Here is a 25,013-nt window from a genome sequence, read left to right on the forward strand (position 1 = left end):
CCTGTGGCGGATGGCGGTGTTCGACGTGCTGGTCAACAACGCCGACCGCAAGGGCGGCCATGTGCTGCGCGACCTCGTCGCCCGCATAATCGAGGGCGCGCAGCACCGGCAGGTAACCGGGCTGCTTGCTGCCGGCGGGAAACAGGTCGACCAGGTCCGGCCCCGGCCGCGGCTCGGTGTCCACCGCGTCGCCGGGTTGCTGCACCCATTGCTGCAGCATGCCCGGACCCGCCGGTCCGTGCCGAATGATGGTGTAGGGCACGATATTCCAGCCGAGCTTCGCCGACACCAGATACGCCGCCCGTTCGCGGCCGGCCAGCGTCCCGTCGGGAAAATCCCACAGCGGCGCCTCCCCCGCGACGGGTTTGTAGACGCAGTGCACGCTGGACTCGCCAAGCGTCGATTCGCAGAGAAAGGTGCCGTTGCTGGCCGAGCGGATCCGTCCGATGACCGTCAGCTCGCCGTCGCGCAACACCTCACGGTCGTCAGACCTCGGGGTCATCGTCAGGCCCGAGCAGCGCACTGCGCCGATATCCGTTGGCGCGCGCGCAGATATGGCCCTCCGGGTCCAGTGGTTCGTCGCACAGCGGACACGGCGGCCGTCCCGCGGAGATGACGCGATTGGAGCGGGTGGCGAACTGGCGCGCCGACTCCGGCGTCAAGAACACGCGGACCGCGTCGGGACCCTCCTCGGTGTCGTCGAGCACCACCGACGCGTCGAACTCGGCGTCGGTGACCGCCAGCAGCTCGACCACCACCGTCTGGGCCTCCGAATCCCAGCCCAGGCCCATGGTTCCGACCCGGAACTCGGCGTCGACGGGGGTGACCAACGGATCGAGGTCCTCGATCTCGGCGGGCTCGGGGGGAACCGGCGTGCCGAACCTGCGGTTCACCTCCAGCAGCAGCGCACCGATGCGCTCGGAGAGCACCGCCACCTGCTGTTTCTCCAATATCACCGACACCACTCGGGCGTCGTGCACAGCCTGGATGTAAAACGTGCGATTTCCGGGCTGGCCAACGGTCCCGGCCACGAAGCGGTCGGGTGTGCGGAAAACATGAATTGCGCGGGCCATGGCACTTCCCAAAATACCGGCAGTTGCCGTCGCCGTGCGATCCGATGGACCCACCCGCCGAATTAATCCGCGGAACCGCCGACCACCGCGTCGCTGGACGGCACTCCCGCACCCGGCCGCTGTGCTTCTCCGTTGGATTGGGGGTCGGTGTCGGGCGTCGTGTCGTGCTTCGAGCCTTCCTTAGCCTCTTCCTTCGCCGGAGGGCCGGCGCGCAAGGATGCCGCCAGCCGCGCACCGGTGTGGTTGACATGCAACACAAACGGACGCAGCTCGGTGTACCGGATCACACTCACCGACGCCGGGTCGGCGGTGACGCGTTGGAAGCCGTCCAGGTGGATGCCGTACGCGTCGGCGATGACGGCCTTGATGACATCACCGTGAGTGCAAGCGACCCACAGCACGTCGCCGCCGCTGTCTGCACCGGCTTCGGCGGCCAGGCGGCGGTCGTGCTCACGCACGGCGGCCACCGCCCGGGCCTGCACCTGCGCCAGGCCCTCGCCGCCGGGGAACACCGCCGCGCTGGGGTGAGCCTGCACGACCTTCCACAGCGGCTCGCTGACCAGGTCGCCGATCTTGCGGCCCGTCCATTCGCCGTAGTCCACCTCGGCAAGCCGGTCGTCGACGAGCGGCGTCAGGCACAGCGCGTCGGCCAACGGCTCGAGGGTGCGCCGGCAGCGCAGCAGCGGCGAGCTGACCAGCGCCCGGATCGGCAGCTCGCCGATCCGATCGATGAGCCCCTCGGCCTGTTCACGGCCCTTGTCATCGAGGTCGACGCCCTCGGAGCGACCGGCGAGAACGCCCGCCGTGTTTGAACTTGAGCGGCCGTGCCGTAAGAGGATGACGGTCATATCGACCACGACGGTACCCGCTGGCCGGGTCACCGCTAGCGCGAAACGGGCACCGCATGCGCGATGGAGTCGCGCACCGCAGCGCTCAGGCTGCGCTCGTCGGTCAGGTCGATGTCGACCACGTCGCGGACCGCCGTGGCGACCACCTCATCGGCCTGCGGCACGGGCCCCGCCAGCCGCGGCCGGTAAACCTCGACGACCAGGGATCGGTTCTCGATGTGGAACGAAAAGCTCCGTCCATCACCGACTTGTCCGTATCCGCTTGCGGCAATACCTGTCGACATGTCCTCGACAGCAAACTCTTTCTGCGTCAAATGACGGTCAGCGGTGACGGCCATGAGCTGACCATACCTCGCCGGTAGGGTCGAATGCAGGCGGCATGGCCCGGTGGAGGCGAAAGCGTTTCATAGAATCTGTGTTCCGCGTGCTTCTCGCCGCCAGACCACGAGGGAAATGAATTGCTGCCACTACCGTCGCGCCGGAAACGGGCAGTTCGGGGCGGTTTGACGAGTCTCGCGGTTTTGCTGCTGGCGATAGCCGGATGTTCGTCCAATTCGCTCGGTGGCGCTCCGCGCACCATCGAACCGGCACGCGCCGCCGTGTCGCCGCCCGCGTCACAGCAGCCCGCCGGCGCCGTGCGGCCGCTGCCCGGTCACGCCGCGGCGGCGGTCTTCGACGACGGCACGCATCAGCTGGTGGTCCTGACCCCGGGGGCCGACGCGGCCTCCCCCGCCAGCGTCACCGTCTTCGGTGATGCGCAGGTCACGCCCCGTGTCGTCGAGTTGCCGGGACCGGCCACCGCCTTGGCCGACGACGGCCACGGAACCGCCTACCTCGCCGCCCGCGGCGGCTACTTCACGGTCGAGCTGTCCACCGGCCGGGCGACTCAGGTGGCCGTCGCCGACGCTTCCCAGACCGATTTCACCGCGGTGGCCCAGCGCGCCGACGGCAAGCTGGTGCTGGGCAGCGCCGACGGCGCCGTCTACACCCTTGCCTCCCCGACGCCGGGCGCGGTCACCAGCGCGACCGTCGTTAACCGCAACAAGATCTTTGCGCGCGTCGATGCCCTTGCCACACAAGGCAATACGACGGTGGTGCTGGACCGCGGCCAGACGTCGGTGACGACGATGGGCGCCGACGGTCATGCCGAGCAGGCGCTGCGCGCGGGCCGGGGCGCCACCACCATGGCCGCCGATCCGGCGGGCCGGGTGCTGGTCGCCGACACCCGCGGTGGCCAGCTGCTGGTGTACAGCGTGGACCCGTTGATTCTGCGGCAGGCCTACCCGGTTGCGCAGGCGCCGTACGGCCTGGCCGGCTCCCGCGCGTTAGCCTGGGTTTCGCAGACCGTTTCCAATATCGTCATTGGTTACGATCTGTCCACCGGAATTCCCGTCGAAAAGGTGCGTTACCCGACCGTGCAGCAACCGAACTCGCTGGCCATCGACGAAGCGTCAGGCACCCTGTACGTGGTGTCGGGTTCCGGTGCGGGAGTTCAGGTCATCGAGCACGCGGCGGGTACGCGTTGACCGCGGCGCGGCGCAGCCGCCTGCCCGCGGGATGGGACACCGAGATGTCCGACGAATACGAATGGGCGCCGCTGCGTCTGCCGCCGGACGTGACCCGGGTCAGTGCGTCCACCCGATTGTCCATCGAGGCCGAATACCGCGGCTGGGAGTTGACCAGGGTGCGGCTTTACACCGACGGTAGCAGACGAGTGTTGTTGCGCCGCAAGAAGTCTCGCATCGAGGGCGCGGCTTCCGAGGGGCGACGGCCCGACCAGCCGGAACTGTGACGGCCGCCCGGCCACGCGAGGGCGGACACCGGATGTACGGCGTGGCGCGACGGCTGCTTTTCGTGATCCCGCCCGAGCGGATTCACACGCTGGTGTTCGCCTTGCTGCGTGGTGTCACCTCGGTCGGCTGGACACGGCGGTTGCTGCACCGGCTGCTGGCCCCGACGGATCCGGCACTGGCGAGCACGGTGTTCGGGGTGCGCTTCGCCGGGCCACTGGGACTGGCCGCCGGCTTCGACAAGGACGGCCTGGGGCTGCTCACGTGGGGGGCGCTCGGATTCGGGCACGCGGAGGTCGGGACGGTCACGGCCCGCCCACAGCCGGGCAACCCGGCCCCCCGGATGTTTCGGCTGCCGGCCGACCGGGCTCTGCTCAATCGGATGGGCTTCAACAACCTCGGTGCCGGCGCGCTGGCGATGCGCCTCGCGCGGCAGCGGCCCGAGGTGCCGATCGGGGTCAACATCGGCAAGACGAAGCTGACGCCGGCCGCCGCGGCCGTCGACGATTACCGGGCGAGCGCCCGGCTGGTCGGCCCCCTGGCGTCCTACCTGGTGGTCAACGTCAGCTCGCCGAACACCCCCGGGCTGCGTGATCTACAGGCCGTCGACACGCTGCGGCCCATCCTTTCGGCGGTGCTCGCCGAGACGTCCAAACCGGTGCTGGTGAAGATCGCGCCGGACCTTTCCGATGCCGACGTGGACGAAATCGCGGACCTGGCAGTGGAACTGGGCCTGGCCGGCATCGTGGCCACCAACACCACGGTGTCACGGCAGGGTCTGCGGACGCCCGGGGTCGACGAGCTGGGTCCGGGTGGCATCTCCGGGCCGCCGGTGGCACGCCGCGCGGTCGAGGTGCTGCGCCGGCTTTACGGCCGGGTCGGTGACCGCCTGGTGCTGATCAGTGTGGGGGGCATCGAGACCGCGGACGACGCCTGGGAGCGGATCACCGCGGGCGCATCGCTGCTGCAGGGTTACACCGGCTTCATCTACGGAGGAGGCTTGTGGGCCAAGCAGATTCACGATGGCATCGCGCAGCGGCTGCACGACGGCGGCTTCGCGTCGCTCAGCGATGCCGTCGGCTCGGCGGCCCACCCGCCGGATTGAGTCGGACCGCGCGGTCGAGCAGAAGTTCATCGGCCTAGCAATGCATTTTCATCGGACCCGCTTGACGCCTGGCTAGGCTGACTAACAGTTCGGCATAAGGAGCGGCTGGTGATCACGTTGGACCGCTTGGTGAACGTGCTGGGTGGTTATGGGGTCCGCTTGCGGTGGTCGTCGGTGCCCAGGTCGACCGAACTGCGCAGCGTGGTGATCCACGAAGCCGCGCCGGATCGTGTGGTAGTAGGCGATGTATTGCTGGCCATCGGCGCCGGCTCCGTTCGCGAAGCGGTGCGGTGGGCGGCTTCGGCGCGCGCCGTCGTGGTGTTGGTACGCGACGGTGAGCCGATCGCGCTCGACAGAGAGGCGTTCGACAGCGAGGCCGAGGTCGGCGCCGTCCTGGTGGTTGACGAGGCGGTCACCTGGAGCGAGGTGAGTGCGGTCGTCTACGGTCTCGTGTTGGAGGGCCGCGAGACCGAATCCGGTCGTGGCCCAACGGATTTGTTCGCGCTGGCCGATAGCCTGGCGGATGCTGTCGGCAGTTCAGTCGTCATTCACGACGCGCTGTTGCGGGTGTTGGCGTATTCGAAACAACAGCAGCATGCTGACCCGGCGCGGGTGCAGACCATCCTGGAACGACAGACGCCCGAGCAGCTGCGCGAATTGTTCGATGCGCGGGGCGTATTCGCACACCTGGGGGTCTCCGACGAACCGCTGTTCGTCCCCGAGGATCCCGAACACGGTTTGATCGGGCGGGAAGTGGTGGCGGTGCGCTCCGCGGGAGAGCTGATCGGGTCGGTATGGGTGGCGTGTTCGGCGCCTCTCGACGAAGCGGCGCGCACCGCCTTGGCCGCGGGTGCGCACACCGTAGCCCTGCATCTTCTTCGGTCCCGCGCGAGCGCAGATTTGGAACGTCAAGTCGAATCCGAACTCGTGCTTCGGCTGCTGGAGGGCACTGCTGATGCAGCCATGGTGGCGAGCAGGCTGGGTCTGCCGCACGATGGCTTGAGAGTCATTGCGCTGCAGGCGTTCATCGGCGATGAACGCGATGCCGCTTTGTTGTTGTCGTTCGAGCGTGCTACCACCGGATTCGGCTGGTCACGGCCGGGGCGCAGCGCTTTGGCGGGCAAAATCGTGTACACGCTGCTGCCCGCCGAGCAAGCGGCGACGGCGCGGCGCTGGGTAACCGGTCTGCGGGCGGCCCTGCCCGAACAGGTGACGGTGTTGGCCGGTGTAAGTGGCGCGGCTGAGGTGACAGACCTTGCCGCTGCACGCCAGGAAGCCGAGGAATGTCTTGCGCTGCATGAGATATCACCCGGGGCCGCGCCTCCGGTCTATGACGAGTCATGGGCTGACATCCTGCTGCAGCGGTTGCGCGCCGCGGCGCGCAAAGGCCGTTCCCCATCCCGTGGGCCAGTGGCCGAGCTGGGCCGTCATGACCGTGCCCACGGGACCGACTACGTCGCCACGCTGCGAGCATGGCTGGAGGCCCAGGGCGACCCGGCCGAGGCCGGAGAACGGCTCGGAGTGCACGAAAACACCGTGCGTTACCGGCTGCGCAAGATGGCCGAGATCACCACTTTGCCGTTAGACGATGCCAGAAAGCGGCTGGCGATGATGATCGAACTCGCGGCTCTCGACACCGATTGACCACGCGCTGTCGGAAACCGACAAAGCGGGTCGGCGACATTGTCCGGCTGCGGCAAAGCTTGCGGCGGAAATTCGCACCATCATGAAGGTTGCCAAGTCAGAGGCCAGGCTTGACCCACGATTGGTTTCCGCCCGCATTGCGCGACCTCAAGCCTATGCCGAACCCTCCGATAGGAAATGCGATGTCCACCCCAGAGCCCGATCATCAACGGATGGCCAACCGCCGACCAGACGATGACGCCGCGATGGAAACATTCACCCTGCCTGTGCCCCGAAGGCTGTTGGCGCGACTGTTTGGTCGTAACCCGCTGATACGCAAGACAGACCGAGTGGAGGCACTGATTCTGGTATTAGCCGTTGCGATGTCGTTGATCGCCGTACCCATCGGTGCCGCCGTGGGCACGGTGGTCCATGATTCTCGAAGCCGTCTCTATGCCGAGCAGGTCCAAACTCGCCGCCCGGTGACCGCGACTGTCACCGGTGAGAGTCAGCGTCGCAACCTTGACAGCCCGACAGTGACGGTTCCCGCTCGATGGTTCGCCGCCGGGACCGAACGCACCGGCGACGTTACCGCGCCGCTGAAAGCCAAAACCGGGGACGAGATCGAGATTTGGGTCGACGACCGGGGCCTTCCGGTGGCAAGACCGGTAAACACCGCCCGCAACGACGCGCTGGTCTTTGCAGTAACGACCTGGTGGGGGGTGAGCCTCTTGGCAGTCGCCCTGTTCGCCCGCGCGCGCATCGCCCTTGACCGACTCCGCTACGCCCGATGGCAGCAGAGCTTCGACCGCCTGGTCGAACGACGATAAGCAGCGCGCTCCACTCTATCTCCGACTCAGCCCCGCGGGGGTTGAGTTTGGTATTTAGCAGCGCGCTCCCCTGTGGTGTGTTGGGACGCTACCAGCCACAGCGTTGTCGGGGCCTGACAATGCCGCGCACCGCGGTTGTCGGTGTCCGGCAAGCACCCTCGTACCGATGCAGGCACCATGGAATTAGAGCGCTACACGAAAAACTTTGAACCGCATTAAATCTCGCCCACCACGGGCCTCCGAGTCGTCAGCGGCGGCTGCCCACTTCGGCCCGCCCCTGACGACGCTCCCCTACAAACGAAGGGACACCGCTGAAATGACCAGCTCCGAACCCATCTGGATGACGCGACAGCAATACACCCGTCTGCGGAACAGACTCAACGCGTTGCGATCGGGGCTCATCGTTGAAACTCCCGACGACATAATGGACTTCGACGCGAATCGCGTAGCGCGACAACGACGCATCCGCGAGATTCAAAAGCTGTTGTCCAAGGCGGTCGTTGACGAGAGTCCCGCCAGTGACTCCATGGCCGAACCGGGCATGGTTCTGACCATCCGTTACGACGTCACCGGCGAGACCGAGACTTTTCTGCTCGGCAGACGCGGCAGCGAGGGCGCCAATATCAAGGTCTACTCGATGGCGTCGCCCTTGGGCCGCGCGATAGCCGGCGCGCGTCCCGGCGACCAGCGCATCTACTCAATCCCCGATGAGACGGGACGACTGGTGACGCTACTCAAGGCCGTGCCCTATGACATGTATCTGGCGGAAGGTAGCCGCGGAAAACCAACCGCATCAACGACGTTCGCATCACAAAGGGCAGCGGCCCGGACTCGCACTACGGCATAAGGAGAACGACGAATATGATTAGCACGCAACGTATCCCGCTAGGCGTCGCGATCGCATGATGCCCGGATGTGTTGAACCACGGCCGGTTACACCAGTTCTCGACGCCTCGCTGATCCAGGGATGATCACATGATCTTCGAAGTGATCGACCCGGTCGCAATCATGTTTCTGTTGCTGGCGGGTTTGGGTCTAATCATGGCCGTCGCGTACGGACGCATGTAAGTCGCCGCCTTAAGCCGCCCCCACTGAGTTGTCGTTCTCGCCGTCTTCTCCCTCGCTCAGCAATTCCTCCGGGTGATGGAACGTGTTGGTCCGCGGTTGCCGCCGATCGAGATGCGGCGGGGGTATCCATTCGGTGTCGCCGTTCGCCCGTTTTCGGGTGGTCCAGCCCTTCTCGAGAAGCCGGTGGTGCGGTCCGCAGGCCAAGGTGAGTTGGTCGATGTCGGTGCGGTATGTCTTGGCCCAATCTTCGACGTGGTGCACTTCGCAGTAATAACCGGGCACGTCGCAGCCGGGATGGGAACACCCTCGATCCTTGGCGTACAGCACGATTCGCTGGCCGGGTGATGCCAGTCGCTTGGTGTGATACAGCGCCAGCGCCTTGCCCTTGTCGAAGATCGCCAGGTAATGGTGGGCGTGCCGGGCCAGGCGGATCACATCCGACATCGGCAGCAGGGTGCCGCCGCCCGTCAAGCCCGTTCCGGCGGCGGCTTCGAGTTCCCTGAGCGTGGTGGTCACGACGATGCTGGCGGGTAATCCGTTGTGCTGACCCAACTCTCCGCTGGCCAGCGCAGCTCGCAACGCCGCGTTGAGCCCGTCGTGATTGCGCTGACCGGGGGTGCGGGGGTCATGTTGCACAGCCTCTTCCGGCGGGGCGCCGTCCACTATCGGCGTGTCGTCGTCGGGATTGCACATGCCCGGCGCGGCCAGCTTGGCCAGCACCGCCTCCCAGCTGGCTCTGGCTTCGGGCGTCAGCCATCCACTCAGGCGCGACATGCCGTCGGGTTGCTGATTGCCGAGTACGAGCCCGCGCATTCGTGCTCGATACTCGTCGGTGTAGTTGCCGTCGGGATTGAGGCAGTCCATCAGGCGGCGGGCGAGCTTGGCGAGCTGATCGGGCCGGAATTCGCGCGCCTTGGCTGCCAGCTGCCGCTCGGCGTGCTCACGCGTTTCGATGTCGACGGACTCGGGCAGCTGGTGGAAAAGCCGACGGATCACCGCCACGTGGTCTTGCCCGATCGCCCCGTCGCGCTGGGCCGCCGCAGTGGCCGGCAACGCCGGAGCCAACGGCTCACCCGTCAGCGCCCGGCGGGGGCCCAGATCGGCGGCCTCAGCGATCCGGTGGCCGGCCTCGGCGCGGGTGATGTGCAGCCGATCGGCCAACACCCAGGACAGCTTGCCGCCAAACTCCGTTGAATCCCCTTGCTCACCAAGCTGATTGATGAGCTGATGACTTGGCGTTCGAAGCTTGCGTGTTACGCGTTCGAGTGTCTCCAAGATTCCGAGGCGTTCCGGGTTGGTCAAAGCCTCGTAGGAATGCTCCTGAAAGCGAGCGGCCGCAGCGCACAATGCCTCAACGTCGTCCTGAAGCTGCTCGCGGTTGGTCAAAGTCATGGGCGCGTCCCACCCAGCCGTGCGAAAGGGCTTCGCAGCTCATATATGAGGGCATCCAGCCGGCCGATAAAACACGCGTATCTCTCCAGCGCGTCAACCAGCTCGGCAGGCGTCAGAGCCTCCCAGGAAAGCGCCTGGAAGCGCGAGACGGCCGCGCTCAACGCGTCAACGTCGGCCTGAATCTTTTCCCATGCACTCGAACACATGTTCGAATGCTACGACAGCCCACCGACAAAACGCGCCGCCGAGAAACCACCGGGACGAAACTGCGTACGTGACTTGGGATGCCGCGCGGCCGGAGCGTGCCTCGCGCCGGAGCCCCACCAGCGCCGGGAACCTTCCCGTGCGGAACGCCGTTGGCCGTAACCCGCCCCTACTTCTGTTCGTAGGTGGCGTGGATGACCGCTCGCGCGATGGCGTGCTGGAACAGATTGAACCCGAGGAAGGCTGGGCTGGCGTCCTCGGGCAGATCCAGCTTCTCGGTGTCCACGGCGTGCACGGCGATGTAGTACCGGTGGGGGCCATGGCCCGCCGGCGGCGCGGCCCCGATGTAGCGGCGCTGCCCGGCGTCGTTCACCAGCGTCAGCGCATCGCCGGGCAGGTTGCTGCCGTCGCCGGCGCCCGCGGGCAGCTCGGTGACGTCGGCCGGCAGGTTGGCCACCGCCCAGTGCCAGAACCCGGAGGCCGTCGGGGCGTCGGGGTCGTAGACCGTGACAGCGAAGCTGCGGGTCTCGTCCGGGAAGCCCGACCAGCTCAGCTGGGGGCTGACGTCTTCGCCGCCCGCGCCCATGATTCCGCTGACTTGCGGCTTGGCCAGCGGTTGGCCGTCGGTGACCGACTGGGAGGTCAGCGTGAAGGTCGGCAGCTTGGGCAACGATGCGTACGGGTCGGGAGCAGTGCTCATGGCGGTCCTCTCGTGTGATCGGCTTGCGTCTGATCTAGCAGTGGGTCAGGAAGTGGGCCAGCACGTCGGTGCCGAACCGCAGCGCATCGATGGGTACCCGCTCATCCACGCCGTGGAACAATGCCGTGAAATCCAAGTCCGGCGGCAACCGCAGCGGGCTGAAGCCGAAACAACGAATACCCAAGCGCGCAAACGACTTTGCATCGGTGCCGCCGGAAAGCATATACGGCACGGTACGGGCGCCCGGGTCGAACGCCAGCACGGCGGCGTTCATGGCATCGACGAGGTCGCCGTCGAAGCTGGTCTCATAGGACGACAGATCCTGGATCCACTCGCGCGTCACGTCCGGTCCCAGCAGCTCGTCGACCTCGGCCAAGAACGCCTCCCTGCGGCCCGGCAATATCCGGCAGTCCACCACCGCCTCCGCGACGGCCGGTACGACGTTGGCCTTGTACCCCGCCTTGAGCATGGTGGGGTTCACGGTGTCGTGCAGCACGGCCTTGAGCATGCGGGCCATCGGGCCCAGCTTGTCGATCGCCCCGCGCAGGTCCCCCGATTCGGTGTCGAAGGTGAGGCCGGTCTCCTCGCTGACCGCGGCGAGAAACTGCGCGACGGCGTCGTTCAGCACGAGCGGAAACTGGTGGCGGCCCAGGCGGGCAACGGCCTCGGCGACGGCGGTGACGGCGTTCTGGTCGTGCACCATCGACCCGTGTCCGGCCGGCCCCCGGGCGGTCAGCTTCATCCAGGACAGCCCCTTTTCGGCCGTCTCGATCAGATAGAGCCGACGTTCGCCGCCGTCCTTGCGCGGCACCGTCAGCGAGAAGCCGCCCACCTCACCGATCGCCTCGGTGATGCCGGCGAAGAGCTCCGGGCGATTGTCGACCAGCCACTGCGCGCCGAAGGTCCCGCCGTGTTCTTCGTCGGCGATGAACGCGAAGACCAGGTCGCGCGGCGGCACGATGCCCGCCCGCTTCAAGTGGCGGGCCACCACGATCATCATGCCGACCATGTCCTTCATGTCGACCGCGCCGCGACCCCAGACGAAGCCGTCTTTGACCGCGCCGGAGAACGGGTGCACGCTCCATTCGGTCGGCTCGGCCGGCACCACGTCCAGATGCCCGTGAATCAGCAGGGCGCCACGCGAGGAGTCCGCCCCCGGCAGCCGGGCGAACACGTTGCCGCGGCCCGGGGCGCCGGATTCGACGTAGTGCGGCGCGTAGCCGACCTCGGCGAGCTGCTCGGCCACCCACTGCGCGCAGTCGGCCTCTCCCTTGGTCGTCTCCGGTTCGCCGGTGTTGGTGGTGTCGAACCGGATCAACTTGCTGACTACCTCGACCACGTCGTCGCTCGGGTTGGTTGGCCCCTCGGTCGCCCCGCTCTGAATGGTCACAACCACCTTTCCTACCATTGCCGAGGCCGGACGGCTCGATGCCGATCGTCGACACGTCTCGAGGAGCTGGATTGGGTTCGCGGCCCGCGATCCGATAGCCTTAGCTGCCAACCCATGCTGGTTTGGCCTTGTCCGAGTGGCGGAATGGCAGACGCGCTAGCTTGAGGTGCTAGTGCCCTACTAATGGGCGTGGGGGTTCAAGTCCCCCCTCGGACACGCGACTGAGGCGAGCGAAATGGACGCTTGCGTTCAGTTCCGAGCCGATGGAGTGTGTTGAGCCGCGCAGCGGCGCGCACACGCGACTGAGCCGAGTGAAATGGATGCTCGCATTCATTCCTGAGGCGATGGAGTGTGTTGAGCCGCGAAGCGGCGATCACGCCCGTACCTGGTCACGCCGCCTGGGTGGCGCGGTCTCATCTCGCGCATCCTCCCCATTGCGACCGCACGTAGCCTGGAAGCAGGCCCAGTAGCCGGGAGTGTGAACGCATGAACCGATCGAGTGGCTTTGTCCGGCGGACATCGCCGAAGACGTTCGTCGACCGACGCGAGGCCGGACGCGCGCTGGGACTGCAGCTGGCGGCCTATCGCGGCCGCGGTGACGTGCTGGTATTCGGTCTGGCGCGTGGCGGCGTGCCGGTGGCCTGGGAGATCGCCGCGGCCCTCGGTGCTCCGCTCGACGTCTTTCTGGTCCGCAAGCTCGGGGTGCCGCAGTGGTCGGAGCTGGCGATGGGCGCCTTGGCCAGCGGTGGCGGTGTGGTGATGAACGACGATGTGGTGGCCAGCCTGCACATCACCGACGAGCAGGTCCGCGAGGTGATCGACAGCGAGGCCGCCGAGCTGCTGCGGCGCGAACACGCCTACCGGGGCGGTCGCCCGATGGCCGACCTGCGCGACAGGATCGTCGTCCTGGTCGACGACGGAATCGCAACGGGCGCAAGCATGCTCGCCGCCGTGCGCGCCATCCGGGCCGCCGGGCCGAAATCGATCGTGATCGCCGTGCCGGTGGGTCCGGAGTCGACCTGCCGCGACCTCGCGCGGGAGGCCGATGACGTGGTGTGCCTGACGATGCCGCCCGGATTCGAAGCGGTCGGACAGGTCTACGACGACTTCCACCAGATCAGCGACGACGAGGTGCGCGAGCTGCTGGGCACGGCTACCGGCTGAGCGCCGAGCCGTCGAGGCAAAGAATTACTTGGCGGGCTCGTCGCCGTGGCCCTCGGCCGGGACCCTGGACTCCTCGGTCGGCGCGGTCTCCCCCGTCGCCGGTTCGCCCTCGCCCGGGACCTCCTCGGGGTAGTCGACGTAGCCCTCCTCGTCGACCTGCGCCTCGTCGGCGTCCTGGGCTTCGTCGCCGCCCAGGTCGCGCCGCTGGCGTTCCCGCAGCGCGTCGAGGATCAACAACACCACGCCCACCACGCTGGCGGCGATGCAGACCCAGGCCACCAGCTCGTTGCTGGTGACGACCGCGAACACCAACGCGACGAGCCCGATCAGGGCCAATACCAGCGCAATGATGAGCATCAGTCATCCTCCAAGCGACGAGCGGGACCGCGGGTTCATGACCTAGTGTGCCAACCCCGAAGCTCGGCGAGCGACCGGCACGCCCGAACGGCTAGTTGTTGCCCCGGTTGAACTGGTCGAAGCTGCCCGCGTCGGCGCTGGAGTCCACGGGTGCCGCGGATCCGCGCTGGCCGAGTTCTTCCAGTTGGGACTCCAGGTAGGTCTTGAGCCGGGTCCGGTACTCGCGTTCGAACGTGCGCAGCTGCTCGAGGCGGCCTTCCAGGACGGTGCGCTGCTGGTTGATGGTGCCCATGATCTCGGAATGCTTGCGCTCGGCGTCGGCCTGCAGGGCGTCGGCCTTCTCCTGGGCCTGCCGCAACTGGGTCTCCGAACGGGTCTGCGCGTCGGCGAGCATCGCGTCGGCGCGCTGCCGGGCCTCGGTGACGGTGGTCTCGGCGGTGCTGCGCGCCTCGCTGAGAATCTGGTCGGCATTGGCGCGGGCGTCGGCCAGCATCTTCTCAGACTCGGCCTTGGCGGTCGTGGTCAGGCGGTCGGCGGTGTCTTGCGCCAGCGTCAGCACCCGAGCGGCCTTCATGGCCTGTTCCTCGTTGTTGGCCGCGGCGGTCGGGGCTGCGGCCGGCGCCGGCTTGACCGGTTCCGGTTCGGGGACCGGCTCGCGCACAGGAATGGCCTGGGTGGGGGCGGCGGCCGCGGCCGGAGTGGCCGAGCCACCGCCGGAGGCCAGCTCGTGGTCCAGCTCCTCGATTCGTTGGCGCAGATCGCTGTTCTCTTCGATGAGCCGCGTCAGCTCGGCTTCCACCAGATCGAGGAAGGCATCCACCTCGTCTTCGTTGTAGCCCCGCTTGCCGATCGGTGGCTTACTGAACGCCACATTGTGGACGTCGGCTGGTGTAAGCGGCATTGTTTCGTCCCCTCAAGTTCCTTCTCGAACGTTCTGGAAAGTGTAGAACGCAGTGGTAGCCGTAGTGCAACTGCCGTCCATCCTGTCACACCAGGCGCGACCGTTGCTGATTAGCCCAATAAATAAGGACCAATTTCAAACATTGAGGGCAATAAAATCCGAAACCTTAGAAGTTTTAAATCGGGGGAACCAAACCGACGCTAAAACGTGTCCGAACCGTCTCCGGGGCGGAATGCGTTAGCTCCGACGGTCCGCCCGGCGGGCCTCCGGGCGGCCTATGCGGCAGCGCCGAAGGCCAGTTGCATGCCGATGAACGCGACGAGCAACAGCACCATGATCGACAGGTCGAAGCGGACCGCTCCGATGGTGAGTTGCGGGATGAGCCGGCGCAGCAATTTCACCGGCGGATCGGTGATCGACAGGATGATCTCGAGCACCACGACGGTGATGCCGGTGGGATGCCAATCCCGGCTGAACGAGCGGATGAACTCGACGACGACCCGAGCGATGAGCAGCAGCCAGAAGATGAACAGCGCAAACCCGAGGATCTGAAAGAACAACACCAACTGAAGTGCCCCGACCTTACCCATGAGATGACAAGCGATGCTCAGCGATGGCCAAGCGCCGCGGACCAGCGCGGCGCCTGCCAGCCTACCGACTCCGAGTAAGAGCCCCTATCTCACGTCACCCTTGCGGTGGCTCGGGTGACCGAGCCGCCGCTGCGGATCGGGGCGGCGGATGCGCCTATTGGTAAGCGTAGAAACCGGTTTCGGCGATCCGGCGGCGCTCCTCCGGGGACACGTCGACGTCGGCGGGTGACAGCAGGAACACCTTGGTGGCGACTTTGTCGAACGAGCCGCGCAAGGCGAAGGCCAAGCCGGCCGCGAAGTCGACGAGCCGCTTGGCGTCGGCGTTGTCCATCGACACCAGGTCCATGATCACCGGGGTGCCGTCGCGGAAACGCTCGCCGATGGTGCGGGCCTCGCTGTAGTCCTTGGGCCGCAGCGTGGTGATCTTCGACAGCGGGTGGCCCTCTTCGAACATCATCGCCATCCGGCGCGGGTCCATCGCCAGCGCGCCGCGGGTGGAGTTGCGCAACCACGACCCGAAGCGCGGGCCGCCGCCGCGCTCGGCGCGGTCGAACTCGCGGGGGTGGACGGCGCCGTAGCGCGGCTCGTCCCCGTAGCCGCCGCGGTAGCCGGCGGGCGGTGGGTAGTCGGCGGGTTCGCGGCGCGGATCGTCGTAGTCGTCTTGCTCGTAGCGACCGTATCCGTCGTCAAATCGCGGGCGCGGGAAACCACGGGACGGCGCGTGGTCGTCGTAATACTCGTCCTCGTAGTCGTCCATTGGGGCCATACCGAAATAGGCCTTGACTTTGTGCAGTGTGCTCATTGCGTTGACCCTTCTAGCCCCTGGGAGTACTGGTGTTAGTGATAAAGCTGTTACTGCAGTGACTACTTACGGTGACGGTAACCGCCGCGGGCCCATTAGCGCGGTACCGACACGCACACACGTCGAACCGTGTTTGACGGCGATTTCGAAGTCGTTCGACATGCCGGCGGACAGCCCGACGGCGTTGCGGTGGGATTCGAGAACCCGTCGATGCTCGGATCGGAGCCGGTCAAAGGCCTCTTCGGGGTCCGAGTCCAGCGGCGGAATCCCCATCAGCCCCACCAGGTCCAGGTTCTTGGACTCCTCGACCTGGTCGCACACCTGATCGACGGCTCCCGGCCGGGATATGTCGACGCCGCCGCGAGACTCGTCGCCGTCGAGGCTGACTTGGACATAGATCCGCATCGGGTCGGTGCGACGGCCGTCGGAAAGCGCCGCGGCCACCCCCTTGTCCAGCGCGGTCACCAGGTGAGCGCTGTCGACGGAGTGAGCGGTGTGCGCCCAGCGCGCCACCGACCGTGCCTTGTTCCGCTGGATGTGACCGACCATGTGCCAGCTTGGATTTCCCACGCCCGCCCGCGCGGACGCCGCCAGCAGCCGGGTGACTTCGGCCACTTTCGCCGTCGCCTCCTGGTCCCGCGATTCACCAACGGCACGACAACCCAATCGGGACAAAGTCACAACGTCGGTTGCTGGAAAGTATTTGGTAATCGGCAGAACTTCGATTTCGCCGACGTTGCGGCCCGCCGCTTCCGCTGCGGCGGCCAGGCGCGAGCGCACCGACGCCAACGCGTGGGTCAATTCCGATTCGCGGTCGCTTCGACTATTCGGGGCCGCCATCGCAATCACTCCATCCAGACCAGTGAGGCCAGCCGCCCGGTCGGCGCGTCCCGGCGGTGACTGAACAAGGCCGGGTCGTCCACCGTGCAGCGCGGATCGATGTCGATGGCCGTCACGCCTAAATTCCTTAGCTGCCAAGCGATTCCGGCACGCAGATCCAGCCCGGGCGTGCCCGCCCCGGTGGTGGTCCGGCTGCCCGGCAACGCCGCCTCGACCTCGTCGGCCATCGCCGCGGGCACTTCGTAATTGCGGCCGCTGACCGCCGGACCCAGGAGCGCCGAAATGTCTTCGGGCCGCGCGCCGAGCTCCACCATCGTCTCCAGCGTGCGGGCCACCACCCCGCGCTGGGCGCCGACCCGACCGGCGTGCACCGCCGCGGCCACACCGGCACGCGCGTCGGCCATCAACACCGGAACGCAATCGGCGGTCACCACCGCCAGCGCGAGACGCGCGGTGCGGGTCACCAACGCGTCCGTGTCGTCGACCGCGGTGTCGCGCGCCCCGTCGACCACTTCGACCCGATCGCCGTGGACCTGGTTCATCCACACCACCCGAGCGCCGCGCAGCCCGATGGCCGCGGCCAGCCGGGCGCGGTTGTCGGCCACCGCCGCGGGGTCGTCCCCGACGTGGTCGCCGAGGTTGAAGCTGTCGAAGGGCGGCTTCGAGACACCACCGGCGCGGGTGGTGGTCACCCGTCGAATGCGAACGCTCACGTGACCAGTATCGGAGATGCCCTGTCTAACAGGCGGCCCCGACCGTCGCGGCCGGGGATCCAGGGTCACCGGCATATCTCAGCGACGCATGAAGGGCGGCACGTCGACGTCGTCGTCATCGCCGCCGATATTCAAGGTCGAGCCGTTGGTGTGAACCGGCACGCTGACCGCGTCGACCGGTTCGAACAACGTCGAGGTGAGCTTGCCCGCCTTTGCCGACTCGATCCGGTGCGCACCGCCCTTTTCCTCCTTGTCGGCGCTGCCGCCGATGACGGGTTTGCGGCCGGCGCCGGCGGCATCGAAGCCCGCGGCGATGACGGTGACGCGCACCTCGTCGCCCAGCGAGTCGTCGATCACGGTGCCGAAGATGATGTTGGCGTCCTGGTGGGCGGCGTCCTGCACCAGCGAGGCCGCCTCGTTGATCTCGAACAGGCCCAGGTCGCTGCCGCCGGCAATCGACATCAGCACGCCGTGCGCGCCCTCCATCGAGGCTTCCAGCAGCGGCGAGTTGATGGCGATCTCGGCGGCCTTGAGCGAGCGGCCCTCGCCGCGGGCGGAGCCGATACCCATCAGGGCCGTGCCCGCGCCGGACATGATGCCCTTGACGTCGGCGAAGTCCACGTTGATCAGGCCCGGGGTGGTGATCAGGTCGGTGATGCCCTGCACACCGTTGAGCAGCACCTCGTCGGCGCTGCGGAAGGCGTCCATCAGCGAGACCGCGGCGTCGCCCATCTGCAGCAGCCGGTCGTTGGGGATCACGATCAGCGTGTCGCAGCTTTCGCGCAGCGCCGAGATGCCGCTCTCGGCCTGGTTGCCGCGCCGCTTGCCCTCGAACGAGAACGGGCGGGTGACCACGCCGACGGTCAGCGCGCCCAGCTTGCGCGCGATGCTGGCGACGACGGGCGCGCCGCCGGTGCCGGTCCCGCCACCCTCCCCGGCGGTGACGAACACCATGTCCGCGCCGCGCAGCAGCTCCTCGATCTCGTCCTTGGCGTCCTCGGCGGCCTTGCGGCCGACCTCCGGGTCCGCCCCGGCGCCCAGGCCACGCGTGGATTCGCGCCCGACGTCGAGTTTGACGTCGGCATCACTCATCAACAGCGCCTGCGCGTCGGTGTTGATCGCGATGAACTCCACGCCTTTGAGGCCTTGTTCGATCATCCGGTTGACGGCGTTGACGCCGCCGCCACCGATACCCACGACCTTGATGACGGCCAGGTAGTTGTGCGGGGGGGTCATCATTCGTCTTCCTCCCTGATGGGCTTGGCTCAGCTCTCCCGGCGGTGGGCTCCTCCGGACGTCGCGGTCCCTCCCTGGCAAACCCTCAACCTCAACCATAGAGTTAGAGTTATGTCAAGTAGTGGCGCGCAACCAGAACGGTATGGGTAGGGCGCGCCCTAACCCCGCAGGCGCGCCGACACGCGCCCCGCAAATTTTGGGCAATTTTGGTGCGTCGCGGCGGCGTGAGCGCTGCTCGACGGCGGATCGGGGGCGGAGGACGTGACGAAGATCGCTACTTGACCGTCGGCAGATCCGGGCTGGACACGTCGTAGGTCTTGCCGGGCTGGGTCAACAGCGCGGCCAGCTTCTCGGCCTTCTCGTCGGTGCGGTCGGTGGTGCCCCAGATCACCACCCGGCCGTCGCCGAGTGTCAGGGTGATCGAGGCGACCGAGGGCGCCGCGATCCGGCCGACCTGGCCTCCGACCTCGGGCCGCAGCGCGGTCAGCACCTGCAGGGCGGCCTTGGTGGCCGGGTCGTTCGGACCCGGGTCGGCGACGTCGAGGTACGGCAGGGCCGGGGGCGGCGGGCCGGTCGCGAAATCCACGCCGTCGCGGTCGAACAGATGCGGGCCGTCGGGAAAGTCCTTGACCGCCACCGGAACTCGCTCCACGATGGTGATCCGCAGCGCCGACGGGTACTGGCGCTGCACCCGCGCGCTGGCCACCCGCCGGATCGCCGCCACCCGGTCGGCCACCTGGCTGGTGTTGATCTGCAGCAGCGGCGTTCCGGGCCGCACGTGCGCCGCCTCCAGGACCTCTTCCCGGGTGACCACCCCGGTGCCGACGACCACGATGTTGCGGGCCGACATCGCCGGCGTGAAGTAGAGGATCAGGGCCAGCCCGATGCCGACGATCACCAGCAGGATGGTCGCCAGCAGCATTTTCAGGCCCCGAACGACCCCGCGCGCAACGGGTTTGGGCTCGGTGACCAGCCGCCCGCTGGCCCGGCGCTTGGCCTCGCGGCGCGCCTCTTCGATGGCGGTGGCGCGGGCCTGCGCGGCGCGGCGTTCGGCGCGTTCCCGGCGGGCACGCCGGCGTGGTCCCTCGACCTCGGCCTGATCGGGCTGGGGGCCGGCGTCACCCCGCTCCGCGCCTGTACCGGTGACGAGCGGTTCGGTGACCGCGATGTCGTCGGCGCCGGACGGCTGACCGGCGGCCCGTGCCCCGGCCACGTCGGTCGGGACCGGGTCGTCCGGCTCCGTCATCGCAACGCCCCGGGGGCGCCGCGGTTGGCCCGCACCCGCAACGCCGTCACGATCTCGGGCCCGAGCAGGGTCACGTCGCCGGCTCCCATGGTCACGATGACGTCGCCGGGCGCGGCGACCGCGGCCACCTGCTCGGCGGCCGCGGAGAAGTGCGGCAGGTAGCGCACCGGCACGCTGACATGCTCGGCGACACTGGCGCCGCTGACACCGGCCAGCGGTTGTTCGCGCGCGCCGTAGACGTCGAGAACGAACACCTGGTCCGCCGCGTCCAGCGCCCGCCCGAACTCTTCGGCGAAAGCCTTTGTCCGCGAATACAAATGGGGTTGGAACACCGCGATACTGCGGCCGTCACCGCTTTGCTCGAGCAGGGTGCGGACCGCCGCCAGCGTGGCGACGATCTCGGTGGGGTGGTGGGCGTAGTCGTCGAACACCCGCACCGAGGCCGCGCTGCCCACCAGTTCGAACCGCCGGCGCACGCCCTCGAAGCCGGCCAGGCCGTCCAGCACGGCGTCGGCCGGGGCGCCGATCTCGAGCGCCGCCAGCAGCGCACCCATCGCGTTGAGCGCCATGTGGCGGCCGGGCACCGACAACCGCATCACCCGCGGGTGCTGCTCCGGGTCGAGTTCGGGGGCCAGCCGGATCTGCGCGACGGCCTCGGTGCCCTGCTGCTGCCACGAGAGCAACGTCGCGGCCAGCTCCTCGCCCGGGCGCGATGACCCGTCCTGCGACACCGATCCGTACCGCAGCACCCGGATGCCCAGCTCGGCCGTGCGTCTGGCCAGCGCCTGTGCCCCCGGATCATCGACGCACACCACCAGCGCGCCGCCGGGGGCCAGTCGCTCCACGAAGGCGTCGAACACGGCGACATAGGCGTCGGCGCTGCCGTAGAAGTCCAGGTGGTCGGTCTCGATGTTGGTGACCACGGCGACGTTGGGCGTGTACTCGAGCAGCGAGCCGTCGCTTTCGTCGGCCTCGGCGACGAAGCAGTCGCCGCTGCCGTGGTGGGCGTTGGTGCCGGCCTCCCCCATCTCGCCGCCGACCGCGAAGGACGGGTCGCGTCCGCAGTGCTGCAGCGCCACGATGAGCATCGACGTCGTCGTCGTCTTGCCGTGCGTGCCGGTGACCATCAGCGTGGTGCGCCCGTCCATCAGCTTGGCCAGCACGGCCGGCCGCAGGATCACCGGGATGCCGCGCCGGCGGGCCTCGACCAGCTCCGGGTTGGTCTTCGGGATGGCGGCGTGGGTGGTGATGACGGCGGTGACGCCGCCGGGCAACAGGTCCAGCGCGGCGGCGTCATGCCCGATGTTGATCTGCGCGCCGCGGGCGCGCAGCGCGTGGATGCCGCGTGACTCCTTGGCGTCCGAACCGGATACCAGCCCGCCGCGGTCGAGCAGGATGCGCGCGATGCCCGACATGCCGGCTCCCCCGATGCCGACCATGTGCACGCGCTGCAGCTCGGGCGGCAGCTGCGGGCTGTTCACCGGGTTCTCCCGGCCCACCGGCCACTCTGGCGGCCGAGCTGCGCCTTCCTGGCGATGTCCAGCGCCGCCTGGGCCACCCGCCGGGCCGCGTCGGGGTGTCCGACCAGCGCGGCGGCGGTGGTCATGGCCGCCAGCCGCGGCGGGTCGCCCATGAGCCCCGCCACCTCGCGGGCCACCAGCTCGGGCGTCAGGTCGGCGTCCGCGACGATCATGCCGCCACCGGCGTTGACCACCGGCAGCGCGTTGAGCCGCTGCTCGCCGTTGCCGATCGGCAGGGGCACGTAGATGGCCGGCAGGCCGACCGCCGACACCTCGGCGACCGTCATCGCACCGGATCGGCAGATCACCAGGTCGGCGGCCGAATAGGCCAGGTCCATCCGGTCCAGGTAGGGCACCGCCACGTAGGGCGGGTCACCGGGGTCGGGTTCGCGCAACTCCAGCGTGTTCTTGGGGCCGTGCGCATGGAGGACCTCCACGCCGGCGGCGGCGAGCTCGGCGGCCGCGCCCGAAACGGCCCGGTTCAGCGAGGCCGCGCCCTGCGAGCCGCCGAACACCAGCAGCACCCGGGCGTCGTCGGCGAAGCCGAAGTGCCGGCGCGCCTGCGCACGCAGCGCCGCGCGGTCCAGCGAGGTGATGGCCTCGCGCACCGGCACCCCGACCACCTCGGCGCGCGGCAGGCCGCAATCGGCCACCGCGGACAGCACCCGCTCGGCGCTGCGGGCGCCGACCCGGTTGGCCAGCCCGGCGCTGGCATTGGCCTCGTGGATCACCACCGGGATCCGCGGCTTGCGCGGCGAGACACCGCGGGCGGCGAGATAGGCCGGCAGGGCCACGTATCCCCCGAAGCCGATGATCACGTCGGCGTCGACCGCCCTGAGCACGGCGCGGGTCTCGCGAACGGCCCGCCACACCCGCGAGGGCAGCCGCGCCAGGTCGCCGCTGGGCTTGCGCGGCAGCGGCACCGGCGTGATCAGCTCGAGGTCATAGCCGCGCTCGGGCACCAGCCTGGTTTCCAGCCCGCGCGCGGTGCCCAGCGCGGTGATGCGGACCTGCGGATCGAGCGCGCTCAGCGCGTCCGCGACGGCCATCGCCGGCTCGACGTGACCGGCGGTTCCCCCACCGGCCAGCACGACCGACAGGGGCTTTTCGGGCGTAAAAGAGGGCAACGCGGCACCGGCGGGCAAGGGGTTTGCCCCCCGCCCGCCGGTCGGCTTGTTGACCGTGTCGTTCACCCGTAACGCTGACCTTCCAGTGCGCGTGCGCGTCGTGGCTGACGCTGGCCGGCCGCCTGGCTGACGCGGCGCTGGCCAGATCCATGATGCCTGGCCCGCGATCGGGCGGAACCTCCAGTCTGGCGAGCCGGCCGGCCGGCCGTTCGCGGCAGCGCCGGCCGCTGCGGACCCTCTACCTTCGGGGAGGCCTTGCGGGCGGGCTTGCGGTCGGGCGCCCCGGCGGCCTTGCGTGGGGCGTCGCCCGATTGCGAGGCGGCCTTCGGGCGGGCCCGCTTGCGGTCGCGGAACGCCTCCAGGCGCGTCGGCGAGTAGGGCTCGGGCAGCGGCAGCCGCAGGATCCGGTTCACCTTGTCGTCGCGGCCGGCCCGCAGGGCGGCCACCGCCTCCGGCTCGTGACGGGCCGCATTGGCCATGATGCCGATCATGAAAAGTGTTGCCGCGGTGGACGTTCCACCAGCGGAAATGAGTGGCAGCTGAATGCCGGTCACCGGCAGGATGCCGATGACGTAGCCGATGTTGATGAACGCCTGCCCCAGCACCCACATCGTCGTGGTGGCCGTCAGCAGCCGCAGGAACGGATCGGCCGAGCGGCGCGCGATCCGCATCCCGGTGTAGGCGAACAGCCCGAACAGCACCAGCAGCGCGAAGGCGCCGATGAAGCCGAGCTCCTCACCGATGATCGCGAAGATGAAGTCGTTGTGCGCGTTGGGCAGGTAGTTCCACTTGGCCACGCCCTGGCCCAGGCCGTCGCCGAAGATGCCGCCGTGCGCGAGCGCGAACTTCGCCTGCCGGGCCTGGTAGCCGGTGTCCTGCGGGTCGTTCTCCGGGTTGATCCAGGACCGCACCCGGTCCGACCGGTAGCCGGCCGACATGGCCAGGATCGCGCCGGCCACGAACACGGCCAGCAACGAGGTGACGAACACGCGCAGCGGCAGGCCGGCGTACCACAACAGGGCCAGCAGGATGATGCCCAGCGACACCGTCTGCCCGAGGTCGGGCTGCGCCACGATCAGCGCGAGCGCGATCACCGCCGCCGGCACCAGGGGGATCAGCAATTCCCGCAGGGTCGCCCGCTCCAGGCGGCGGGCGGCCAGCATGTGGGCGCCCCAGATGGCGAAGGCGATCTTGGCCAGCTCGGAGGGCTGCATCGAGAAACCCGCGACCACGAACCATTTACGAGATCCGTTGGCCAGGTTGCCGATACCGGGAACGAGCACCAGCACCAGCAGGATGACGGTGACGACGTAACCGGTGAATGCGACCCGCCGGATGAACCGCACCGACATCCGCAGGGAGGCGTAGCAGGCGATGAGCCCGACCACGGTCCACAACACCTGCTTGCCGAAGATCACCCAGGCCGACCCGTCGGCGTCGTAGGACCGCACGCCCGACGCCGAGAGCACCATGATCAGCCCGAGCGTCGTCAGTAGCCCCGCCACGGCGATGATCAGGTGAAACGAGGTCATGGGCCGGCCCAGCCAGGCGCCGAACCTGCCGTGCGCACCGCCGTCTTTGGCGGGCTTGTCCTTCGTCTGCGGCGCGCCGGCCTTCTTGTCGGCCTTCCTGTCGGCCTTCTTGTCGGTCTCGGCTGCCGGGGCGTCGGCGGCATCGGCGTCGGCATCGTCGGCCGCACCGGCCTCGGCCGCGGCCGTCTCGGTGGTGTCTTTACCCCGGCGCAGCCGCCGGGTCAGGGCGTTATCCACGCCCGCCCTACCGGAGCGCCGCATGCACGGCGGCGGCGAAGGCGTCGCCACGGTCGGCGTAACCCGCGAATTGGTCGAACGATGCGCCCGCCGGAGCCAGCAGGACGGTGTCACCGGGCTTCGCTACGGTACGAGCCGCGGCGACCGCCGCGTTCATGACCGCCGTGCCCACGTTGTCCCCGGAATGTTGCTTGTCGCCGAATCGTTTCACTTCTGTCACATCTGCCCCAAAAACCACAGCAGTCGCATCCATATCAGCATCCTCGCCTGTCACAACGTGCAGGACGGGGACATCCGGCGCGTGTCGCGATAACGCCTCTGCAACCAATTGCCGATCTCGGCCGATGAGCACCGCCGCGACCAGCCGCGACGCCATCCTGGAGACCTCGGCGTCGACCGACGCGCCCTTGAGCAGGCCGCCGGCGATCCACACGACCCGGGGGTAGGCGAGCACGGACGCCTCGGCGGCGTGCGGGTTGGTGGCCTTGGAGTCGTCGACGTAGGTGATTCCGTCGGCGACGGCCACGACCTCGGCCCGGTGCCGGGGCCGGTCGGGGTGCTCGACGCGCTGGCCGCCGCGGCGCTGGCACGCAGCGTCGACGTGCCGGCCGAGGCGATCGCGGCCGCGATCGCCGCGTTCCGGGTGGGCCGGCACCGGGCCGAGGTCGTGGCCGTCGCCGACGGAATCACCTACGTCGACGACTCCAAGGCCACCAACCCGGATC

Annotated in this window: 24 protein-coding genes, 1 tRNA gene and 2 pseudogenes; 8 read left to right on the forward strand and 19 right to left on the reverse strand. The window is 68.4% G+C overall.

The window, feature by feature from the left end; genetic code table 11:
- From A5624_RS26595 to A5624_RS26610, 4 genes and pseudogenes are all read right to left on the reverse strand, one after another.
- Positions 1–502, reverse strand: a pseudogene (locus tag A5624_RS26595) (hypothetical protein); the annotation flags it as partial.
- A complete protein-coding gene (locus A5624_RS26600; RefSeq protein WP_007770786.1) occupies positions 486–1,073 on the reverse strand; it encodes a DUF3090 domain-containing protein in 588 nt (195 codons plus the stop codon). The gene A5624_RS26600 and the pseudogene A5624_RS26595, both read right to left, overlap by 17 nt.
- Positions 1,074–1,135: 62 nt before the next feature.
- Positions 1,136–1,921, reverse strand: a complete 786-nt coding sequence (locus tag A5624_RS26605; protein WP_066873462.1) for a histidine phosphatase family protein — start codon at positions 1,919–1,921, stop codon at positions 1,136–1,138.
- Positions 1,922–1,956: 35 nt separating this feature from the next.
- Positions 1,957–2,259 carry a hypothetical protein gene (locus A5624_RS26610; RefSeq protein ID WP_066873465.1) on the reverse strand — a complete coding sequence of 101 codons (303 nt, stop codon included), beginning with the start codon at positions 2,257–2,259 and terminating at the stop codon, positions 1,957–1,959.
- Between the two features lie 165 nt (positions 2,260–2,424).
- On the opposite strand from A5624_RS26610, the gene A5624_RS26615 reads away from it, so the two are divergent.
- From A5624_RS26615 to A5624_RS26640, 6 genes are all read left to right on the forward strand, one after another.
- The gene (locus tag A5624_RS26615) at positions 2,425–3,447 is read left to right on the forward strand and encodes a YncE family protein (RefSeq protein ID WP_066873468.1); all 1,023 of its coding nucleotides are present in this window, start codon (positions 2,425–2,427) and stop codon (positions 3,445–3,447) included.
- Positions 3,444–3,713, forward strand: a complete 270-nt coding sequence (locus A5624_RS26620; protein ID WP_066873471.1) for a DUF5703 family protein — start codon at positions 3,444–3,446, stop codon at positions 3,711–3,713. Before A5624_RS26615 ends, A5624_RS26620 begins: the two co-directional genes overlap by 4 nt.
- Positions 3,714–3,745: 32 nt before the next feature.
- The gene (locus A5624_RS26625) at positions 3,746–4,816 is read left to right on the forward strand and encodes a quinone-dependent dihydroorotate dehydrogenase (protein WP_066873474.1); all 1,071 of its coding nucleotides are present in this window, start codon (positions 3,746–3,748) and stop codon (positions 4,814–4,816) included.
- Between the two features lie 108 nt (positions 4,817–4,924).
- Positions 4,925–6,460: a CdaR family transcriptional regulator gene (locus tag A5624_RS26630; RefSeq protein WP_066873477.1), complete on the forward strand. Its 1,536-nt coding sequence runs from the start codon at positions 4,925–4,927 to the stop codon at positions 6,458–6,460.
- 182 nt (positions 6,461–6,642) lie between these two features.
- Positions 6,643–7,269, forward strand: coding sequence for a hypothetical protein (locus A5624_RS26635; protein WP_066873480.1), 627 nt, complete (start codon positions 6,643–6,645; stop codon positions 7,267–7,269).
- A gap of 316 nt (positions 7,270–7,585) precedes the next feature.
- Positions 7,586–8,116: a GreA/GreB family elongation factor gene (locus A5624_RS26640; protein WP_066873483.1), complete on the forward strand. Its 531-nt coding sequence runs from the start codon at positions 7,586–7,588 to the stop codon at positions 8,114–8,116.
- A gap of 230 nt (positions 8,117–8,346) precedes the next feature.
- Here A5624_RS26640 and A5624_RS26645 read toward each other — a convergent pair whose 3' ends face one another.
- From A5624_RS26645 to A5624_RS26660, 3 genes are all read right to left on the reverse strand, one after another.
- A complete protein-coding gene (locus tag A5624_RS26645) occupies positions 8,347–9,729 on the reverse strand; it encodes an HNH endonuclease signature motif containing protein (RefSeq protein ID WP_066873486.1) in 1,383 nt (460 codons plus the stop codon).
- 373 nt (positions 9,730–10,102) lie between these two features.
- Positions 10,103–10,633: a YbhB/YbcL family Raf kinase inhibitor-like protein gene (locus A5624_RS26655; protein ID WP_066873491.1), complete on the reverse strand. Its 531-nt coding sequence runs from the start codon at positions 10,631–10,633 to the stop codon at positions 10,103–10,105.
- A 34-nt stretch (positions 10,634–10,667) separates the two neighbouring features.
- Positions 10,668–12,041: a M20/M25/M40 family metallo-hydrolase gene (locus tag A5624_RS26660; protein WP_369827529.1), complete on the reverse strand. Its 1,374-nt coding sequence runs from the start codon at positions 12,039–12,041 to the stop codon at positions 10,668–10,670.
- A 112-nt stretch (positions 12,042–12,153) separates the two neighbouring features.
- Here A5624_RS26660 and A5624_RS26665 point away from each other — a divergent pair.
- Positions 12,154–12,239, forward strand: a tRNA-Leu gene (locus A5624_RS26665).
- 270 nt (positions 12,240–12,509) lie between these two features.
- Positions 12,510–13,187: pseudogene (locus A5624_RS26670) on the forward strand (phosphoribosyltransferase); the annotation flags it as partial.
- A 24-nt stretch (positions 13,188–13,211) separates the two neighbouring features.
- Here A5624_RS26670 and A5624_RS26675 read toward each other — a convergent pair.
- The 12 genes from A5624_RS26675 to A5624_RS26730 form a co-directional block, all read right to left on the reverse strand.
- Entirely contained in the window at positions 13,212–13,544 is a 333-nt protein-coding gene (locus tag A5624_RS26675) for a phage holin family protein (RefSeq protein WP_066873498.1), read from the reverse strand.
- A 91-nt stretch (positions 13,545–13,635) separates the two neighbouring features.
- Positions 13,636–14,445 carry a DivIVA domain-containing protein gene (locus tag A5624_RS26680; RefSeq protein WP_066873501.1) on the reverse strand — a complete coding sequence of 270 codons (810 nt, stop codon included), beginning with the start codon at positions 14,443–14,445 and terminating at the stop codon, positions 13,636–13,638.
- A gap of 275 nt (positions 14,446–14,720) precedes the next feature.
- The gene (locus A5624_RS26685) at positions 14,721–15,011 is read right to left on the reverse strand and encodes a YggT family protein (protein ID WP_007770770.1); all 291 of its coding nucleotides are present in this window, start codon (positions 15,009–15,011) and stop codon (positions 14,721–14,723) included.
- Positions 15,012–15,189: 178 nt separating this feature from the next.
- Positions 15,190–15,837, reverse strand: coding sequence for a cell division protein SepF (locus A5624_RS26690; RefSeq protein WP_066873504.1), 648 nt, complete (start codon positions 15,835–15,837; stop codon positions 15,190–15,192).
- Between the two features lie 66 nt (positions 15,838–15,903).
- Positions 15,904–16,677, reverse strand: coding sequence for a YggS family pyridoxal phosphate-dependent enzyme (locus A5624_RS26695; protein WP_066873525.1), 774 nt, complete (start codon positions 16,675–16,677; stop codon positions 15,904–15,906).
- Positions 16,678–16,682: 5 nt separating this feature from the next.
- Positions 16,683–17,390, reverse strand: a complete 708-nt coding sequence (gene pgeF / locus A5624_RS26700) for a peptidoglycan editing factor PgeF (protein WP_066873507.1) — start codon at positions 17,388–17,390, stop codon at positions 16,683–16,685.
- A gap of 78 nt (positions 17,391–17,468) precedes the next feature.
- Positions 17,469–18,626 carry a cell division protein FtsZ gene (gene ftsZ / locus A5624_RS26705; RefSeq protein ID WP_007770764.1) on the reverse strand — a complete coding sequence of 386 codons (1,158 nt, stop codon included), beginning with the start codon at positions 18,624–18,626 and terminating at the stop codon, positions 17,469–17,471.
- A 274-nt stretch (positions 18,627–18,900) separates the two neighbouring features.
- Positions 18,901–19,872, reverse strand: a complete 972-nt coding sequence (locus A5624_RS26710; protein WP_066873511.1) for a cell division protein FtsQ/DivIB — start codon at positions 19,870–19,872, stop codon at positions 18,901–18,903.
- Positions 19,869–21,353, reverse strand: a complete 1,485-nt coding sequence (murC, locus tag A5624_RS26715; RefSeq protein ID WP_066873528.1) for a UDP-N-acetylmuramate--L-alanine ligase — start codon at positions 21,351–21,353, stop codon at positions 19,869–19,871. The genes A5624_RS26710 and murC overlap by 4 nt, the downstream gene beginning before the upstream one ends.
- Positions 21,350–22,585, reverse strand: coding sequence for an undecaprenyldiphospho-muramoylpentapeptide beta-N-acetylglucosaminyltransferase (gene murG, locus A5624_RS26720; RefSeq protein WP_066873514.1), 1,236 nt, complete (start codon positions 22,583–22,585; stop codon positions 21,350–21,352). The genes murC and murG overlap by 4 nt, the downstream gene beginning before the upstream one ends.
- The gene (ftsW, locus tag A5624_RS26725) at positions 22,582–24,288 is read right to left on the reverse strand and encodes a putative lipid II flippase FtsW (protein ID WP_066873518.1); all 1,707 of its coding nucleotides are present in this window, start codon (positions 24,286–24,288) and stop codon (positions 22,582–22,584) included. The genes murG and ftsW overlap by 4 nt, the downstream gene beginning before the upstream one ends.
- 7 nt (positions 24,289–24,295) lie before the next feature.
- Positions 24,296–25,013, reverse strand: a 718-nt coding sequence (locus tag A5624_RS26730) for a glutamate ligase domain-containing protein (protein ID WP_369827530.1), incomplete at its 5' end; no start/stop codon positions are given.

This window comes from Mycobacterium sp. 1482292.6 (genome assembly GCF_001672995.1).
In the GTDB taxonomy this organism is placed as follows: domain Bacteria; phylum Actinomycetota; class Actinomycetes; order Mycobacteriales; family Mycobacteriaceae; genus Mycobacterium; species Mycobacterium europaeum_A.

Coding starts and splice junctions, on each gene's coding strand:
- ftsZ (WP_007770764.1), bottom strand. CDS start 18,626: ATGACCCCCCCGCACAACTACCTGGCCGTCATCAAGGTCGTGGGTATC.
- A5624_RS26655 (WP_066873491.1), bottom strand. CDS start 10,633: ATGAGCACTGCTCCCGACCCGTACGCATCGTTGCCCAAGCTGCCGACC.
- A5624_RS26675 (WP_066873498.1), bottom strand. CDS start 13,544: ATGCTCATCATTGCGCTGGTATTGGCCCTGATCGGGCTCGTCGCGTTG.
- A5624_RS26690 (WP_066873504.1), bottom strand. CDS start 15,837: ATGAGCACACTGCACAAAGTCAAGGCCTATTTCGGTATGGCCCCAATG.
- A5624_RS26635 (WP_066873480.1), top strand. CDS start 6,643: ATGTCCACCCCAGAGCCCGATCATCAACGGATGGCCAACCGCCGACCA.
- A5624_RS26600 (WP_007770786.1), bottom strand. CDS start 1,073: ATGGCCCGCGCAATTCATGTTTTCCGCACACCCGACCGCTTCGTGGCC.
- A5624_RS26605 (WP_066873462.1), bottom strand. CDS start 1,921: ATGACCGTCATCCTCTTACGGCACGGCCGCTCAAGTTCAAACACGGCG.
- A5624_RS26640 (WP_066873483.1), top strand. CDS start 7,586: ATGACCAGCTCCGAACCCATCTGGATGACGCGACAGCAATACACCCGT.
- A5624_RS26710 (WP_066873511.1), bottom strand. CDS start 19,872: ATGACGGAGCCGGACGACCCGGTCCCGACCGACGTGGCCGGGGCACGG.
- A5624_RS26610 (WP_066873465.1), bottom strand. CDS start 2,259: ATGGCCGTCACCGCTGACCGTCATTTGACGCAGAAAGAGTTTGCTGTC.
- A5624_RS26625 (WP_066873474.1), top strand. CDS start 3,746: ATGTACGGCGTGGCGCGACGGCTGCTTTTCGTGATCCCGCCCGAGCGG.
- A5624_RS26695 (WP_066873525.1), bottom strand. CDS start 16,677: ATGGCGGCCCCGAATAGTCGAAGCGACCGCGAATCGGAATTGACCCAC.
- A5624_RS26645 (WP_066873486.1), bottom strand. CDS start 9,729: ATGACTTTGACCAACCGCGAGCAGCTTCAGGACGACGTTGAGGCATTG.
- A5624_RS26680 (WP_066873501.1), bottom strand. CDS start 14,445: ATGCCGCTTACACCAGCCGACGTCCACAATGTGGCGTTCAGTAAGCCA.
- A5624_RS26660 (WP_369827529.1), bottom strand. CDS start 12,041: ATGGTAGGAAAGGTGGTTGTGACCATTCAGAGCGGGGCGACCGAGGGG.